Raw genomic sequence first — 18,025 nt, forward strand, 5'->3', positions numbered from 1 at the left:
AGATGCACCAGATTGATGTGAATGGTATCACCGTCGATATTGTGCGCAAAGAGATAAAGAATTTACACCTTGGGGTTTATCCTCCTGATGGAAAAGTGCGTGTAGCGGCTCCTTTAGCGGTAAATGATGAGGCGATCCGATATGCCGTGATTGGGAAGATGGGGTGGATCAAGCAGCAACAGGCGAAATTTACAAACCAACCTAGACAATCACCTCGAGAGATGGTTAGCGGAGAAAGCCACTATTTTCTAGGCCAACGCTACCGCTTGGATGTCATTGAATGTCCAGGGCCAATCAAAGTTATATGCAACAAGTCTGTAATTAAGCTCCACATACCACCTCAAAGTAATGCTGAACAACGCGAACTAGTCTTGCAGCAATGGTATAGGAAAGAAATCAAGAGTCTAATCCCTCCCATGTTGGATAAATGGCAGCCTCTTCTAAACGTAGAAGCGGCAGAATGGGGCGTAAAAAAAATGAAGACAAAATGGGGGTCTTGTAACACAAGTGAGCGTCGGATCTGGATCAATCTTGAACTCATCAAAAAGCCTATACAATGCCTAGAATATATCGTGGTTCATGAATTGGTGCATCTACTGGAAAAACATCACAATGCGCGATTTAAAGCGTTCATGGACAATTTCATGCCTCACTGGCGCTTGCATCGGGAGGAGCTTGGTAGAGAACCGCTAGGACACGATCGCTGGAATTACTGAAGAGTGCTTTGTAATAGATAAAAGTGTAAAGGCATTCTCCATATCTATACAAGATCTTCTAGTACAGCTTAAACTTGTTTTTTGATATTATTCTAGCTTAAACAACCTATACAATAAGAATCATAAATGAAGACTTGCACAGCTTGTAAGAGTTTGTTAGTAAAAGCCAGTTTTAATATTGACATTGCAAGTTCATCGACCAAAATTGATGGCGAGCTCCACCTGCCATTTGACCGTAAAACTGATTGTACTGCGCTAACAAACTATTCACCTGATGTCATCATTCTTGCAGGTAACGGAGCTATCGAAGTTAAAGATGGATTAAATTGCTGGGATATTCTCAAAAATACAATGAATACAATTGGAATTACCGGTCCTGATGGATACAAAGAACCGGAAGAAGGATTGACATGGTTGGCTGCCAATATTGATTTTATGAGTCGCACTGTTAACTTTAATGAATCTGACGATCCTTTACTTCAATTGAAAAATCAAATAGTCGGAGCTCTTCAAAAATATGAGACAGAGCCACGCCCAATGTATTGTACTTGCTGCAACAAACATTTTAAAATTCAAGACGCTGCTTCTATATTGATTCTTACTACCAATTGGGATTTAGGGCTGTTTTTAAATTTTAAAAATGTTATTCAACTTCATGGCCGTTGCGATTATCCTAAACAATCAATCCTTCCTCTTCAAAACCTTTCACGCTTAATGGCAAAAGAATCGTCTGATTTCAAAGCTCTAAATGCCGGATTTATACCAGGCCCGTTCTTGCAAAGATGTCTTAACAAGACCAAGAAGCTAATATTTTGGGGTACGGGTCTTAACGACTACGATGCAGCCCTTTGGCATTTCCTTCGTGGATTTGCGAGCGAAAAGAGATCGAGAACTAATGATCTTGAAATTGGAATTGCTTCTAAGGACCACGAAGGATTTATTAATGTCTCAAAACGTGTTGGAAAATATTTTCCAAGGATACCAATAAATAATTGTATCTGCAAAATGGTACCACATTTATAGAACAGGTTCTCCATGACTCAAAAACCACGAAAAATACATCTTAAAATTTCTATTGGCTCTGACTTGTATGTGTTGGGTACCTTAAGTTTCAACCTTGTTAAAAATGAGATATACTATCTTTTTCATCATTCCGAAACGGCACCGAAAAAAGTGCTTGATCTTGGTTCAAACAATCTTACGGATCCACCAATTCATATAAGCTGGCATAGAAAGCGAGTGCATATTAGGACAGAAACAGGGGTGCTTCAGTATGTGAAGTATCCTAACGGAGACCTTTTTCCCAATGCTCATGAAGTGCGACCACTCTTAGTTGAAGGTATTACTCTGAATAATACGCCAGCTCTTCTTAGAAGAGATGATGCTTTTACGAATTTCGAAGATGCAGATGAGTGCTTACAGCTGCAGCTTCTTCAACCATCAAATTTTTCATTGGTATTAATACTTGTGCCGAATTCGTGGACAACAACTAATATACTTCTAGAAGCTTACCTTAAAGGTAATCAAGGAAAAACAGTACCTTTATGGCACCTGCGTACAGAATCTCATGAAATAGGTAGAGTTTTGGCTTTTGAAGGATGGGATGTACTCGTGTGGACCACTCCCTTTGTTAGAAGGGTGTCAAATATTAATGAGGCATTTTCTTCTGGCTATCGTGTTCCCGATTTCGTCAAGCCTATGGATTCATTATTTGATTTAGTTATGCAAGCAAAGCAATCCCCAATTCTTACAAGCCGAGAGCTCGATGCTTTACGATCAGTTACGAATGCGAAAGTCGATCAACAAATACAAAATATAGCGGCTTGTAACATCTGTCATTAGGTTTTTAAGCGGCCTTGATAATTTTTTCGTAAGCCACCACGAAAATCGCACATCCAAACAGATTCCTTTTTTTGAATTCATGTGTTATACTCGCCAGTTTTCTGGTGCAAAGGATAAGCCGTTATATCATATGTCCACTTTAAATGAATTAATCACTCTGTGTAGGGCTAAAAAGAAAGATGCCAAGGCGCTTCTCAAATGCAAAAGATATGATGGCGCTGTGTACACTTGCGGATATATTGTTGAATTGGCATTAAAAATCAAAATATGTAAAACACTGAAATGGACAGACTATCCTCCTCCAAGTGATTGTTTTAAATCTTTTAAAACCCATAACTTGGCATTTCTCCTTGCATGTACGGGAATCGAAGGGAGGATTAAGAAGAATTATTTGGCGCTTTGGTCTTTTTTTACCAATTGGTCGCCTGAGATGCGGTATGAAGTGAAAAAACAATATTCTATGCAAGAGGCCACGGATATGGTTAATGCTGCAGTAACGCTACAGAGTAAAATATGCAAGATTTAATTCAGAAATTTCAGCTAGTACTTGAGCAAATTGAAAGACAAGGTGATGTTTCCTTTTGTGGTCTATTTTTAAGAGACAATGCTCTTCAAAAGTGGGATTTTGTTATAGCCGCACCCTGGCTCAATCCTAGAGATTTAGAATCATATAAAGTGGTAAGTCAGGCGATTCAAAAAATTCTGAGCAATGATGAATTAGTTCAATTAGCGGGAATCGTTATTCTGCGCGAAGAAAACAATGAATTAATTAAAGCAGTTAAAAAATTAGTGAAAGGTAAACAAGTATCGAGATTATGGGAACCACAAGTCTTACCTACCAACTCAGATTTCAAAGTATTAGAAGCCTATATTCTTTTATCCTAAGTGATTTTTGATCAAAACTTAAGTTTGTTTTTCTGCAATTCTTTAAAAGTATTCAGCTAATTTTTACGGTGCAACCGCGGTGCAACGAAAAAATATTTTGCCATTAAAATCCGGTAAAATCCAATAGCCTTTTATGCCTTTTCAGCTTATTATCACTGGTAAAGCGGCTGGTTCTTACCGGATTGTCTGAATAGTTCCCGCATTCGTAATGTGAAGGTCTAAAAAGCCGGCTTAAGCCAATAGACCAAAAGAGTATGAAAACTCCCTCGGAAATTTCAAGAAAAGCTAATTAAAATCCTTAATCAAAATAATATTCTTTGAAATTGGGGGGAATGTATACCGGCGTTTCATGGGGGCTATGTCCCAGGGCACGAATAGCATCAAAATGTTCATACTCAATCGGAATAATCGAAAGTCTTGAACCTTTATTTAATAGCTCAAGCCCTTTAAACATAGGGGAGTCCTTGAGATCAGCTAAAGAAACAAAATAGGGGAATTTTTCCACATACTCTACTTCAACAGTCGCCCAAATCGGGCTTTTTTGTGTGGAACGCTTATCATAATAGGGGCTTTCAGAATCTAGTGCCGTTAAGTCATAGATGCCTGTTTTACAGATGCGACAAATACCGGCTACTCCTGGAGGCGCAACATTAGAATGATAGAAAAGGGCCAAATCACCCACTTCCATTTCATCGCGCATGTAATTGCGTGCCTGATAGTTACGAACGCCATCCCAAAGCGTAAAGCCATCTTGCTTTAAATCATCTATAGAATAAACAGAGGGTTCGGATTTCATCAGCCAATATTTCGTCATTGCTGTTTATCCCATGGGTTAATCTTTATATCCCCACTATACATTTTCAGTTTTTAACGTCAATTTTTTGACGTTTGATTCTTTTTGTGGTCGAGATAATTTTGCAGAATGAGAACAGCTGCAACAGCATCGATCACTTTTGATCGTTTTTTACGATTGAATGATCCTTCACGTAGGGCACGTTCGGCTTGTACTGTTGTTAACCGTTCGTCCCATGTTACGATAGGAATGGGTGTGGCTGCTTTGAAAAGCTCCACGAAATGCAACACTTCATCTGCTTGAAAACCTTTTTTACCACTCATTAAGAGGGGCAAACCCACAACGATTTCCTCAATCTCACATGCTAGTCTTTGTTGATGCGCATTTATCTCTTCAACAAGTTTAGCAACTGTTCTTTCCACTTTTTTTTCTGCAGCAACTGTTTTTAAAGAGGAGGCGATTGTTTGACTTTCATCAGAGATCGCAATGCCAATGCGAGCTAATCCGTAATCGAGAGAAACAATTCGTTTTGGGAGGGGTCTGCTCATGCTGTTTTTTCCTTATGCATTTGAATCATAGCTTCCACAAATTTTAAAAAGAGTGGATGAGGTTGAGTGGGTTTCGATAGAAACTCAGGATGAAATTGAACACCGATCATCCAGCGATGATTTTGAATTTCTGCAATTTCACAGAGATCTTCTCCTGCTAAGGTACCTGTTAAGCGCAGCCCTTTTTCCTCGGCTTTTTCTCGATAGGCATTATTGAACTCATATCGATGGCGATGTCGTTCAAGAATAACGGGTTTTTGGTAAGCTTCAAAAGCTTTACTATCTAATTGAAGTTGGCATTCGTGTGCTCCAAGGCGCATGGTGCCCCCTAAATCCTGGACATTTTTTTGCTCACTGAGTAAAGAAATGATGGGATTTTTAGTCATCGGCTCAATTTCAGTTGAGTTTGCGTCTTCAATGTTTAGAACATGGCGTGCAAATTCAACGGCCATGACTTGCATGCCAAGGCAAATACCAAAATAGGGGATATTGTTTTCGCGGCAATACTTAGCGGTTAAAATTTTTCCCATCCAGCCTCTCTCTCCAAAGCCTCCCGGAACCAGGTATCCATCACAATCTTGAAGGGCATGTGGCAGCGAAGGGTCTTCGGAAACTTTGTCTGCTTCTATCGGGACGATTTCGAGTTGATATCCCGCATGGATAGCGGCGTGATAAAGTGCTTCGAATACAGATTTGTAGGCATCGTGGTGTTGCACATATTTACCCACAATCCCAACTTTTATCGTTCCTTTTGGATGGCGAATTTTTTCTATAATAGCTTCCCAATCTTTAAGCTCTATTGAAGAATTTGGCAGATTGAGTCGTTCGCAGATCATTTGATCCAGTTTTTGCTCATGCAATCGTAAAGGAACTTCATAAATGCTAAATTCAACATCGGTTTCTTCAATAACGGCTTGGAGCGGAACGTTGCAAAATAAGCTGATTTTTTCTTTAACGTCTAAGTCTAAATTGTTTTCACAGCGACAAAGAATGATATCAGGGAAAAGCCCGATTTCACGCAAAACTTGCACAGAATGTTGAGAGGGCTTTGTTTTGACTTCTTTGGCTGCCTTTAAAAAAGGGACGTACGTTAAATGAATATTGAGGCAATTCCCCCGATGTTCATATTGAAACTGACGAATGGCTTCCAAAAAAGGAAGGGATTCAATATCGCCGACAGTTCCTCCAATTTCAACTAAGACCACATCAATATTTTCTTTTTGCTTTGCACATTGAAGGATACGCAGCTTGATTTCATCGGTAATATGTGGAATGACTTGGACCGTTTTTCCGAGGTAATCTCCCCGTCTTTCACGCTTAATGACTTGGTGATATATCTGACCAGATGTTGCATTAGATGCTCGCGTGAGGGGGGAGTTCGTGTACCGGTAATAATGCCCGAGGTCTAAATCTGTTTCAGCCCCATCGTCGGTGACATAAACCTCACCATGCTGATAGGGACTCATTGTGCCAGGATCTACATTTAGATAGGGATCCAATTTAAGCATTGCAATGCTTAAACCTTTTTTTTCTAATAGCATTCCGATGGATGCTGAGGTCAGTCCTTTCCCTAGGGAAGAGCAGACTCCTCCGGTGATGAAGATGTATTTTGTTTGCATAAAAGATATTCAACTTTTTTAATGTCTGCGGGCTCGTCAACTCCGATGCTGATACTATCAACAACAACAGTTTTGATTCGATACCCATGTTCTAAAATTTTGAGTTGTTCCAAATCTTCCGACAGCTGAAGAGGTGTGGATGGGAGTTTGGTATACAACAATAAAAAATCTGTTCGATAGCCATACACACCGATATGTCTATAATAACGTGTTTCAGGTTGATATCCTTGTTTTTTCGAAGAAGGGATTAGAGCACGGCTAAAGTAAAGGGCATCTCCATCTTGGCGGCGAACGCATTTAACAACGGAAGAATCTAAAGCCTCTTCTTCTGTTTGAATAGGAGTAATGGGCGTTGAAACCATAATTTGTTTGTCTGATTGAAGTCCTTCAATGACTTTTTGGATGACCTCGGGTTCAAGAAAAGGTTCATCTCCTTGAATATTAATTACAAAGGGAATTTTTTGCAGAGTGGGGTTTAGCGTCAGAACTTCCGCTAGTCGGTCTGTTCCATTGCGACAATTTTCAGACGTTAGATAAGCCTTTCCTCCAAAAGATTGCACATGTTCTAAAATGCTTGGGCTATCTGTTGCTACAATAAGGTCGTCCAGTAGTTTGCAGCGAAGGGCGTTTTCATAGGTTCTTTGAATAAGCGTTTTGCCAGCGATAGGGATTAAAAGTTTTCCAGGAAGACGTTCGCTTTTCAATCGAGCGGGTATGATTCCAATGACTTGTAATGCGTGTTCCATAAGACAAATCCGAGCTTAGTTGTTATGTGAAAAATCATACATGATTCGAGCCATACATTCAATTACAAGTTCTTGATAGCAAATTTTTATTTGTATCTCTGTATTTATTTATTCTTAATATTATTATGTTATAATGGAAATGAAATAATAACATGGGCATTAGAATGACTAAAAAAAATCTCATCCAAAAAGAAATATTAACTAATTCATTTGAAAATCATGCGTTTCAAATGTCGATGCAAGTCACTCTTGATGAAAATCTTGAAGACAAAAGATTAATTGGTATTATAAAGGGCATTCTAAATCAAGTTAAAACTCCCATTAAAGATTTAAAAATCCAAATAAAAAATCCTGAAAACATTCAATTTCGGATAGGGGAAGGCGCTACCCAAAAGTTGGATTTAGCGTTAGAAAATGATCTTCCCACTGATCTTAGAATTCGCATTTTGTCAATAGCAGCTCGCGCCCTTCCCAAAAGTGGACGGTCGATGAAAGAAATACGCCAAGAATTATTAAAAACATGGCCAAACCGTGTGCCGATCATCAAGCTTTTTTGGGGAATTGCCATCCTTCCGCTATGTGCTTTAATGCACATTCTTTCTTTAAGAAAATATGATTTAGGTGATTTGGATATTGCCACAAACCCTGAGCATGAAAAAAGTTTGTTAACCTTGTTGGAATGGAGCAAACATGCGCTGGATTTAAAAAAAGAAACAGATTCTTTGTTATCGCTTGGTGAAGAATTCACGATGGCAAATCAATTTGAAGAAGCCATACAAATAGGAAAACTGTTGCAGGGAGACACATCCAAAGCAACTCTCGCGCAAAAATATGCCCATAACATTGTGGATCGATTTAAAAAAATCGAAGAAAGACCAGATGCTATTAATCTCATGTTAATTCCGACAGGATATTGGAAAAAAAAGACATTCCAACCTGTTTTGTTGGCTTTTTACCGAAATGCGGAAGGAAAACTGGGCTTAACGGAATTTACCTATGGCAAAAAGAATAAAGACGCTCGTGATTTTGTTTGGGATAAAGAGATTAATGCTGATGAGTTCAGCAAATTTCTAGCTCCTTTATTAGGTTTAGAAGAAAAAGTCAAAACCTCTGCTCCATCAAAAAATATAGCTCGAGCAGCCTATTTGCAGATGGGCGCTGTGAATTTAAGAGAAAATGCTATGCAAAATATGGCAGAGCAAGGAATACAAGGTGCTGCTTCCTTTATTCCTGGGGTTCTTGAAGAATCAGGATCAAATCAAGCATTTAGAGAACAAATTTGGGTAAGTTCAGGAGCAACATTTGTTCCATCGCGTGCGGAGAAAAGAGGCAAGATACGAACGAGCCCCGACAAAATTATCCACGAAATGATTCGCCTGCAGTTTGGTGATTCTGCAGCAGCTGACAAAGCGACCTTTACACTAGCTATTTTGAATGATCGACTTGAAAAAGTTATCAAAGCTTTACCTCAAATGCGGTTAGAAGACAAATTAAAATGGCTAAAACTACTGGAACAAGATCAAAAAAGGTTAGAAAGGCAGCTTGCCAAATCCTCTGGAAATCCTCAATTCAAAGAGCTTGTTTTAGATCCCGCGAGTCCTTTTTCAGCATTTTCTAAAAGAATTCATGATTTAAAAATTGAGTTGGCTAAGCTGGATAAAATGCAGGCCAGCTATCACAAAAAAAGAGCTGGAATTCTCAATAAAGTAAAAAATTTCCCTATTAGGCTTGAAATTCCTCTGAAGCTTCAAACTAAGCAAAAGAGAAAAGAGGAAATTCAGATACAAATTTCAGAAGCCGATTTAAAGTTAATAGAAGATATCAAAGCAGGCTTTACCAATCCGACAGTTGATAATGTAAGAGAGACGACCAAACAACTGCTCGCTTTGGGAGAACGTCTTGATCAATTAGTCGATGAAAAAAAATACACTGCGACCATAGAACTCTACCGATCAATCATTCCTTATATCCCTTCTCCTATTAGTAAAGATCCTTTGCAACCAGTGACAATATATGATCTTTTGCTTCAAAAAGCTATTCAAGAAGGCAAAAGCGAGTTGCTCGACCAATTTAGTGCTTCTTTAGAAAAGCTAACCCATTATTCATGGGAGGCAAGAGTCAAATCAAGAGATTTACCTCTCACAAGTTCTGAATGGGTGCATACAATTAATCACCAGGCGGTTTTATATCAATTGATTGAAAGGCGTAAACAATGGGTGGAGGCAATATACCCTGAAAAATTTACGCTTGAAGACTTAAAAGTTGCGAAGACGAGAGAAAAAATTAAGAAAAAGCTGACTCTAGAAGATGTGACGATTTATCTTCTTTCAGATTTCTATCGCCGAAATGATTATGAAATGCTGATTGGAAAATTGGTTGCGGAAGAACATCTAAGACCTACGCTGAATCCGGAACTTGAAGAACGTTTTATGCTCGCACGTTCACTTTTTATAAAAGGAAACGTTAAAACTCACGGAGTAGGTCACGGATTAGGCATTGTAAGTTATATAGATGAACGAGAAAGAAAAGATATTAATCATGTCAAACTAATTGCTCAAATTTCCGATCTTTATCTGGGCAAAAAAGATTCCCATCTCCAAGAGAGCAAAAATCTCCAAAAGAGCAAAAAAGGTTTTTATGATTTAACTCCTCGAGAAAAAACTGTGTGGAGAACTATTTTGAATCGAGAGAAACCATCAACTTCTGTGGAAGATCTTCCACAAGTACCAGGGCAAATGGTGGATATGTATCGTTCTCAGCTCATGCTAACGTCGTTAGTTCATCCTGAGACAGCTTTTGGTTATTTAAAAGGAAATATTAGAGTATTTGGGAATGTTCCCACGTTGGTTCGTCTTTACATGAATGGAAAAAACCCTGAAAGGCAAAGGGAGCTCGCTCAAAAAAGAATGGATCGGATCAATGCTTTTACATTTAAGAAGCTTCAAAAACTTAAGCGATTAGATCTTGTTTTTCATCCAATGGATAAATTCGGGTGGTATCAATGCGGAATCAAAGAACGAGGAAATAAAGGTGTGACAAAAGGATTCTGGTGGGGAATTTCCCCATTTGGTTTAGCTAGCGCCTTTGTGTTTTTGGAACAAATGCGAAAAGAGTCCATTCATGAAAAGAAAATGGGCGAGCCAAAAGGGATATTTTTTGGAAAAACAATTGGTAATTTTAGAAAGGAATATCCTCATCATTTATCAGGAATGGAAGCACCTTTAAATGTGAATAATACGTCTGCAACATGGATGGGTAAGTTAATGAGTGTGGAGGGGGAAAGCCCTGTTGATGATTGGTTTAAAGTATGTATTGAATTGAAGGATGATGATTCCGAATTTGATTATTCTCCAAAAAATGTTGAAGAAGTGTTTGACTTGGCATTACAACGTTTTAATTATTTTGAAGGGAATGATGAACAACGTCGTTTGCTGGCGGTTCTTTTTCGTCCTCATGTTTTACAAAGAGCTCTGAGGAGAGACCCACAATATTTTATTCGACGTTCTGCCGATTTGCAAAATGCTTTGAAAATAGCGGTGGAAAGTGGTCATTTTAACCGAGCTGCATTTCTCCTATTTCTAAATACGCAAGTTGTACATCACGCTAAATTGGCGATAAAATGGTCGGGAAATGCCTCTGATTTGGATCCATATCAGCTTGAGTTCGCTGAGCAAGCCGTTGATGCAGATGCACTGCAGATGGTGATCCAGCAAATGCCAAGTCTCTATTCCATTGATCAAAAGAGTGGTTCAAGCTATTTGAAATTGATGATTAATTGGATGAGCTTTCCTGACACTTCTGTAGAAGAGCAGCTAAAATTTTCCACCTACCTTTTAAGTTGCTTTGTGAACGATGCTCAGGCTGAAAACCCCGCAGCTTTGGAACTCCTAAACGACAGCACCATACGTGCTCATCTTATTCTTGCAGCCAATCGTCTACGGGTGATTAAAGAACAATGGACAATTCCTCTATTAGCCGAATCTGGCATAGAATGGGCTGAAAAATTTTTCTTCCCTTGGCTTGCAATGGCACCTCTTTCAAAAGAAGAAATGAATATGACTTTTGATCGCTGGGTTGAGTTGCAGCAAGGTGAAATAGCAGAAGGCATTGTATGGATTCAAAATAAGGAACATCCGCATATTTGGGAAAAGGGAGAGTCCAAAATTGATGCGTCTACAATGCACATCCTTTTATTTAACGGGAAAAAACCTAAGGGTATTAAGACGGCGCTTCCCAAAAAACTTTTGGAATCTCCAGACTACGACCTTCTATTTCGCGGAAAAGAATTTACAGCTTTTGCACAGCTTGGAGAGCAAAAAGGGGAAATGGTCTATCGCTTTAAAGATGAAAAAGGAAATAACTTCAAAATTACACATAACGTGAAAGAAGAGTCCATTGTCATCGAGCAGAAATTTTTACCTGAGTTTTCAGGATTGAAAAAGGCACAATGGTATCGTTTTTGTCATCCCGATGCTTATGCTCATTTGACTGTAGAAGAAAAGAAAAAGATGCGTAAAAATGACGCGATGACTAAAGCCATTGATGATATAACTTCTCAGTTGGATAAGAAAAAAATCCCTCCCAAAGTTAATAAAATGCTAGAAAGTAAAGAAATGCGTGAGGCAAAAAGCATTGAAAAAACTTTGATTGAACGAGGGATGTGGATCAATTCAGACAAACCTAGCCAAGGCTTTGCCATATTGCCATTACAACCCGATAGTCCAATATCCAATGATATTTTCCGGTTGCGCTTTGATAAAAAGCAACATTTAACAAGCATAAAAAGTCTTTCTGGTCGAACTGTTATCCATGATGAGCAGGAAAGGCTTGCAAAGGTGTTAGCTCCAACTGAAAATCATAAAATTGTTTTTTTACGTGGAAAATGGTCAAAAGGGATCGCTGAAATCCGCTTACTCGAACAGGGCTTAATCTTTCAAAGAAAAAACAAGACAAATCCGTGGGTCGTCGCTTCAGGACCCTATCAGGGTTATCAATGGACAATTGGTGGAGGAAAAGCTGCTCAACTTACATCTTCTTTAGATTTTCCTTTAGAGGAATTTGGGGTGTCCTTGAAGGATCCTGTCAGCGGTGATACGCATCTATTAATTTGGCCGCATCATGTAAAAAATAAAAAGGAGATGGTTCTTGATAAAAAAGATACTGCAAGATCTCCTTTAAAAATCATTCTTTCGGACGGTAAGTCCCCTGAAGGGTCAAATGGCGCATTTCTTTACCTTGCCTATCTTTTTGCGGCTAAGCATGAATATCAACGCGCTTTTCATTTTTTAGAACTCGCCCAAAAAGGTCGTTTAGAGTCTGAGAGCGAAATCGAGAATTTGACAAAAGTGATGAGTTTATTTCGAACGCTTCCAGCGGATTCTGTGCGTAGCTCTTTACTGAAGCTAAAGGCCGAGTTATATGGTCGAAAAATTATTAGACAGCAAACGCAACAAGTCAGTTTTTCAGGAGAGGATTGGCACGTTTTTCTGGAAGATTCTCAGTACGTCGGCAAATTGTTTCAAAAATCCCAGACATATTCTTCAAAATCTGTTTTTGATCCAAAATTAGTCGAAGCATATGCACTGGATAATGCTCATGAAATTCGGTTATCAGAAGACGAGATTGAGGAAATCAAACACATTCAAGAAGAATCCTTAATTCAGATTTTGAAAAAAGAGGATGCCTTTGCGCAATTAAAATCTCGTGAAAAACCGATTGACTTAAGCAATAATATTACGATGATTTCTAGCAAGTTATTAAGTCAGTTTATAATAAGCAATATGCAAAAGCCTCTGAAACATCCCGAAGAGTTATTGTCTAAGCTTTATAAACTTGATGAAGAGATGCTTTTAGGGCATTTTTTCACGCTTTGGAATTTAGTCATTGATCAGAAATTGAAGAAAGAAGATTTATTGGCATTTTTTGCCCCGATAGAAAAAAGGGATCTTGTTAAAAAAGGGCAAAGCATGTTGAAAAATTTGAAAACGGGGGTGGGCACCGCAGTGAAAGCCTTGGCTGAAGGAGATCCCTCGGCTCAGCTTGATGCATTGCGTAAGCTTTTACTCAATCTTGCTGAAAAACCGGATAGTTTTAAAACAGCAGATCTTCGTTTCGATACCACAGCGTTGCATGTATTTCATAAAAAACTTCCTTCTAATTTCACAAAATTAGGAGTTAAAATTCTGAAACAAAAAGGACGTGGTGATCCGAAGCTGACAGAAACCATAGGGATGATTGAGAACCAGTTAAGAAAAGTGACAGGCACAAATGAAGATGGACAGAGCTTTTTACAAAATCCTGCGGATTTGCTCTCGGAAGGCCAAATTGGGCAAGTCTTTAAAAACAATTTTTCCAAGGTTGATGGGGTAAAGTCTGGAATCCAGCTATTGGACACTCAACTATTAAAAGAAAAAATTAATGAAAACCCTTACTTATTTGGACCCATAGCTGGACCTTTGATTACCAAATTTCTTGCAGTCACACCGATTGATCAAGATGTTCCAATGGAGGCTTTTGTCTCTGGAATCAGTCAACAATTCAAACTTAATGTAATTGAAGAGCTTCGAGAGACTGAATTACGCCATCGTATTGAAAATCTGGAAGAAAGACTACGTGTTCAAGAACCAAAAACGACTTGGCCGTCTGTTGATGGCGGAGAGGCCATAAAGATAGATCTTCAGTCCGCTACAGTGGGTTTAGCAAACTTTTTAATTCCTGTTCCCGCCGAAGCAATTTCAATGACAGAAAAAAGGCTTAAAGCTACCCAAAAAGAAATTGAAAGCATTTTTGCCCCTTCTCTGGGACGTGATGAAATCGAAATAAATGAAAATGAGTTGTTGTGTGCTGGGGCTGCAAGCTCTGCTGAAAATTTGATGCACGTCGTTGCTGAGCAAGGCCAAATTTTTGATCCAAAAGAATTTCAATTATTAAAAAGGCACATTGAAGAACATGAAAAAGTCGTAAAAGTGGCCTCACATAAAAAACGGGAAGCGATTCTAGAATTTTTACGAACTTATAAAGATATTAACAGTTTGCCGCCCAAGGTAAAATGGGCCCTTAAAAATGAGCAAGTCGTAGGTGAAACAGATATTTTTAATGAAGTCATCCATGCTTATCAGCAATTAAAGTTGAACATTCCTATCTTGGAAAAAGAGATAACAGAATTTTTAATTATTGATACTGAAGCGAAAATGTTCGGATATCCCGTGGAATCTATTTTGAAACAGATGCAACAACTACAAGATCAACCTTTAAAAAAAGGTCAAACACGTGACGCGTCATGGTTACAAGAATGGAGTCTTCACTCTTTTGCTTTGAATAAGTTAGTAAACGCGGCTTCTAATCGGGAGTTTTTCCTTGTAAAAGAAGGTGTCGATAAAGGCAAGCTTGCGGATCCACGTTTTCATCGAAAATTTTTAGTCACACAATGGCTACATAAAATTAACTTACGTCAAGAGCAAGTAGATATGGTTCGTGCGATGGAAAAAGATCCTTGTGCATACTATGAATTGCGTATGGGATTGGGCAAGACCTCTCATATTTTTCCTGCATTACTACTGCTTCTAGCTGAAAAAGGAACTCTGCCTGTTGGAATTGTTAAAGAAGAATTGTTTAAAGACAATCTTGAGGCGCTAGACAGAAGCACAAGGATGATGCTTCAAACAAGTTCTGAATTTAGTTTTGACCTACATTCTGATACAAGCCCTCTTGTGTTATCTGAAAAATATTACCGCCTGCTTAAAGCGAAGGAAGAAAATGGGTATATTTTAACAAGTATTCATACCAAAGCTTCTATTGAGCATCGCTTAGGTCTTCTGCGAGATCAGGTAAAGGAAATATTTGGCAAAACAAGTAATTTGCAAGACCTTCCCCATAAACTCAATGCTATTCATTTATTGCAGAAAGAGCAATATTGGCTGAGTAAAATCCGTTCACTTGTGAATGGTGATGAAAACTTTTTTGGTTTTAAAACACAAACGATTATCGATGAAGTCGATGACGTGCTCAATGTGATTAACGAGGATAACTTAGCTCTCGGTGATTCGATTCCTTTAAATCGCACTGTGATTGATATGATGGAAATGATGATGGAAGTCATCTTTACCTCTCAAAATCCCGACGTGAAAAAATTGCATGAAGCTATTCGCACAAAAAAACAAGCGACTTTACGCCCTTCGGAAGTCAGAGAAATTCTATTACCTGCTTTGGCAGGTGAAATTCTTTCAAATGATAGATTTTTGCGTTTAGCTGGTGGTTTAGACCCTGAATTAGAATTGCGCAAACGCTTAGCGGGAACTGATAAGGATGCTTTCGTCGATTACCTTTGCAGGAGTTTAGGAGAAAAAGTGCCTGGGTTTCCAGAGGAAATCGATGATGAAGATGTAAAAAATTTCCAAAACTGTGTTGGAGCGCTCAAACACATTTTGCAAATCACATTTCCGGTAGCTCTCAATCAAAATCCTGGTATTAATGTCGCAGTTAAGAAAAATGATGGCTTCACAGTTGGTCCACAAGTCAGCGGACAAGATAAAGACGCGATCATATTTGGTGATGAATACGACGTGACTGTGAATCATTACCTCATGTATGCCACAGAGCTTCCGGATACACCTTTTATTCACCAGGCTTTGGCTGCATTTCAGGAGAAAAATGCTAAAAAATATTTAGAGATTGGACAAAGAGCTGCTGCTTTCGGGGAACGCAATCTTTTGAATTTTTTAAATCGGCCTGAAAATTGGAAAGAACGTTTGCTCATTTTAAGAACAGAAATTATTGAGAATATGTGCATTAAGCGCTTCGAAGAAGAAATGGTCATTAATGTCCAAGAACTTGTAAATGGATTGCAATTTGGTGGAATGACTGGAACATTAAATGATTACTCTCTTCCAAAAATTCATGGGCAAACTCCCCATTACACACCTCGCACAATTGAGGGGGAAACGCTCTTACGCATTGCCAATAAAGGTGAGCCTGTTCTGAAGATTACTCCTGATGAGAATCTGATTCAGCAACTTGCTGCTAATCTTAAAGACCCTGCTTGCAAAGCGTTAATTAATGAGGGCATGTCTTTAGAAGGCAAAAATGCAGTCCAAGTTGTTAAAGAATTGCGTCGGACTGCAGAGGGAAAAGAACGGATATTTATCCTTATGGATCCTGTCGCACGTAAGCCCGTCGTTTGGTATCCAAAAGCTAAAGAACCTGAGTTAATTTCAAAAGGTGCTTTAAATGAATTAATTGCCACTAACCCGACCTTTAAAAAGGATTGTGTATTCTATTTTGGTCCTCCCGATACGCGAGGAACAGACTTTGTCATTCCCCCTGGTTATGGGGTGATTGTTTTTGGTCCCACTACCATCATGCCGGGTGCAATGCAAGCCTGCTGGCGCCTACGTGGTCTTGGCCAACAGCACGGCTTAAAATTTTTACTTCCAGATTCAATCGCTCAGCGTATTTGTTCAGAAACTGATATGAAATCCTCTAACTTATCTTGGCTGCATCTTTTTAATGACATCAAGAAACAAACACTTGAAAGTCAAAAAGGACTTAATTTAAAAGGCACAAAAGAAAAAATCCGGGAGATTCTTCCTGTGGGAATTCGACAAATTTTAAGTAAGCATCTTGCGGCAAGAGATAAAATGGTATTTTGGGATATTTTACATCCAATCCGAAGGGGAGAAGATGTACTCATTCAAATCAATTTGCATGAAGCAACACGTGATTTTTTATGCAAATCCAAGAAAGCAGATCCTACGCAGGATTATTCTCCTACATCCATCATTTCATTTGAAGAGGATATTCAAAAAGATATTGAAGGACAAAAAAGGCAATTAGAAGAGCTCAAAAATAAAGTGAAAATGATCAAAAAGAGTATGGTATTTCGCGCAACTGGCTGGGCTAGACAGCGTTTTCAAGATATAGAAAATGATATAACCGCAATGATGACTAATTTAGAGCAATTAGAAAAAGATTTTTATGAAAAAGTTGAATCGCATAAAAAATATCTTCCTGCAAATGTTCCAAATAATGGAGGCGCGGTAGCAACTTCTCAGGTTCAAGTCCAAGAAGCTCAACAGCAGCAGCAGCAACAACAACAGCAGCAGCAACAACAACAGCAGCAGCAACAACAGCAGCAAGAGCAGCACCATAGAATTTTAGATGGAAAATTTAATCGCTATGAATATAAAAAAATGGACTCGTGGTCAGCGTTATTTTGGGAATTTTCAAACTTTATGGGATAGGAATAATGAATGGGTGGTTCGTGAGCTTTATCTTCATGTTAAAAATTTAGGAGATAATTTTGTTGGAAAAAATAATATTGAGGAAGATTTCTCAAATTTCGGTTTCGATGCAAATGTTTCAATTTCAAATCACATGAGCGAAGTTTTATCAGAATTACCTACATTGGTTGGAGCTCCTCTCGGTCGTATTTTAATTATCAAAGGAAAACAAGTGTGCTTGATCGGTAAGGAAGATTACCATTGGTCTATGAAAAGATTCATAGGTGTTCCACATGCGATTTTAAGTCCACTCGATGGGTATATCTATCCCGAAGGATTAGCATTTAATACCGTAAATGGAGATGTCCCTGATATTCAAGATCCTGTAATGATGCTTAAAATCGTGCAGATAAAATGGCGTCTTGGTTATTACTCTTATTCATCCGCAGAAGAAAAAGTTTTAACTGATTGGTTAAAAACGTTAACTAAAGTGCAGATAGATGCTCATTGGAAATGGTTAAATCAGCGCTCTAATATTGAGCAGATTAAATTATTCCAAAAAATCGTTGTGTAGTTGATTGTTTTAGATTTTATTTCTGTGCTACAAAGATAATTATGTAGCGAAATAATTTTTATGATTAAGGTTTTTCAGTATAAAA

Annotated in this window: 11 protein-coding genes; 7 read left to right on the forward strand and 4 right to left on the reverse strand. The window is 38.5% G+C overall.

Going from position 1 to position 18,025, the window contains the following annotated elements:
- Nucleotides 1-2: 2 nt before the first annotated feature.
- The 5 genes from AOM43_RS00380 to AOM43_RS00400 all read left to right on the forward strand — a co-directional run bounded on the left by AOM43_RS00380 (nucleotide 3) and on the right by AOM43_RS00400 (nucleotide 3,443).
- Nucleotides 3-716, forward strand: a complete 714-nt coding sequence (locus AOM43_RS00380) for a M48 family metallopeptidase (protein WP_059358625.1) — start codon at nucleotides 3-5, stop codon at nucleotides 714-716.
- A 126-nt stretch (nucleotides 717-842) separates the two neighbouring features.
- A complete protein-coding gene (locus AOM43_RS00385) occupies nucleotides 843-1,739 on the forward strand; it encodes a hypothetical protein (protein WP_059358626.1) in 897 nt (298 codons plus the stop codon).
- Nucleotides 1,740-1,991: 252 nt separating this feature from the next.
- On the forward strand, nucleotides 1,992-2,558 hold the full coding sequence (locus AOM43_RS00390) for a hypothetical protein (RefSeq protein ID WP_152618826.1): 567 nt from the start codon (nucleotides 1,992-1,994) through the stop codon (nucleotides 2,556-2,558).
- A 130-nt stretch (nucleotides 2,559-2,688) separates the two neighbouring features.
- Nucleotides 2,689-3,084: a HEPN domain-containing protein gene (locus AOM43_RS00395; protein ID WP_059358628.1), complete on the forward strand. Its 396-nt coding sequence runs from the start codon at nucleotides 2,689-2,691 to the stop codon at nucleotides 3,082-3,084.
- Nucleotides 3,072-3,443, forward strand: a complete 372-nt coding sequence (locus AOM43_RS00400) for a hypothetical protein (RefSeq protein ID WP_059358629.1) — start codon at nucleotides 3,072-3,074, stop codon at nucleotides 3,441-3,443. The genes AOM43_RS00395 and AOM43_RS00400 overlap by 13 nt, the downstream gene beginning before the upstream one ends.
- A 298-nt stretch (nucleotides 3,444-3,741) precedes the next feature.
- Here AOM43_RS00400 and AOM43_RS00405 read toward each other — a convergent pair whose 3' ends face one another.
- From AOM43_RS00405 to kdsB, 4 genes are read right to left on the reverse strand one after another with little or no spacing between them, the layout of a single operon-like run.
- Complete coding sequence (locus tag AOM43_RS00405; protein ID WP_013925077.1) at nucleotides 3,742-4,257, reverse strand: EVE domain-containing protein; 516 nt, start codon at nucleotides 4,255-4,257, stop codon at nucleotides 3,742-3,744.
- Nucleotides 4,258-4,316: 59 nt separating this feature from the next.
- A complete protein-coding gene (gene ruvX, locus AOM43_RS00410) occupies nucleotides 4,317-4,784 on the reverse strand; it encodes a Holliday junction resolvase RuvX (protein WP_006339769.1) in 468 nt (155 codons plus the stop codon).
- Nucleotides 4,781-6,403: a CTP synthase gene (gene pyrG, locus AOM43_RS00415; protein WP_006339768.1), complete on the reverse strand. Its 1,623-nt coding sequence runs from the start codon at nucleotides 6,401-6,403 to the stop codon at nucleotides 4,781-4,783. The genes ruvX and pyrG overlap by 4 nt, the downstream gene beginning before the upstream one ends.
- Entirely contained in the window at nucleotides 6,355-7,149 is a 795-nt protein-coding gene (kdsB, locus tag AOM43_RS00420; RefSeq protein ID WP_006339767.1) for a 3-deoxy-manno-octulosonate cytidylyltransferase, read from the reverse strand. Before kdsB ends, pyrG begins: the two co-directional genes overlap by 49 nt.
- Before the next feature lie 164 nt (nucleotides 7,150-7,313).
- Between kdsB and AOM43_RS00425 the strand changes: the two genes are divergently transcribed.
- Entirely contained in the window at nucleotides 7,314-17,387 is a 10,074-nt protein-coding gene (locus tag AOM43_RS00425; RefSeq protein WP_152618828.1) for a hypothetical protein, read from the forward strand.
- Nucleotides 17,305-17,940: a hypothetical protein gene (locus AOM43_RS00430; RefSeq protein WP_059358631.1), complete on the forward strand. Its 636-nt coding sequence runs from the start codon at nucleotides 17,305-17,307 to the stop codon at nucleotides 17,938-17,940. Before AOM43_RS00425 ends, AOM43_RS00430 begins: the two co-directional genes overlap by 83 nt.
- The last annotated feature ends 85 nt before the right edge of the window (nucleotides 17,941-18,025 follow it).

It is taken from the genome of Parachlamydia acanthamoebae (genome assembly GCF_000875975.1).
Classification (GTDB): Bacteria; Chlamydiota; Chlamydiia; order Chlamydiales; family Parachlamydiaceae; genus Parachlamydia; species Parachlamydia acanthamoebae.

What these genes read in the sequence shown, in the direction of transcription:
- AOM43_RS00380 (WP_059358625.1), top strand. Translation starts at nt 3, where the DNA reads ATGCACCAGATTGATGTGAATGGTATCACCGTCGATATTGTGCGCAAA.
- AOM43_RS00385 (WP_059358626.1), top strand. Translation starts at nt 843, where the DNA reads ATGAAGACTTGCACAGCTTGTAAGAGTTTGTTAGTAAAAGCCAGTTTT.
- AOM43_RS00395 (WP_059358628.1), top strand. Translation starts at nt 2,689, where the DNA reads ATGTCCACTTTAAATGAATTAATCACTCTGTGTAGGGCTAAAAAGAAA.
- AOM43_RS00400 (WP_059358629.1), top strand. Translation starts at nt 3,072, where the DNA reads ATGCAAGATTTAATTCAGAAATTTCAGCTAGTACTTGAGCAAATTGAA.
- AOM43_RS00405 (WP_013925077.1), bottom strand. Translation starts at nt 4,257, where the DNA reads ATGACGAAATATTGGCTGATGAAATCCGAACCCTCTGTTTATTCTATA.
- ruvX (WP_006339769.1), bottom strand. Translation starts at nt 4,784, where the DNA reads ATGAGCAGACCCCTCCCAAAACGAATTGTTTCTCTCGATTACGGATTA.
- pyrG (WP_006339768.1), bottom strand. Translation starts at nt 6,403, where the DNA reads ATGCAAACAAAATACATCTTCATCACCGGAGGAGTCTGCTCTTCCCTA.
- kdsB (WP_006339767.1), bottom strand. Translation starts at nt 7,149, where the DNA reads ATGGAACACGCATTACAAGTCATTGGAATCATACCCGCTCGATTGAAA.
- AOM43_RS00425 (WP_152618828.1), top strand. Translation starts at nt 7,314, where the DNA reads ATGACTAAAAAAAATCTCATCCAAAAAGAAATATTAACTAATTCATTT.
- AOM43_RS00430 (WP_059358631.1), top strand. Translation starts at nt 17,305, where the DNA reads ATGGAAAATTTAATCGCTATGAATATAAAAAAATGGACTCGTGGTCAG.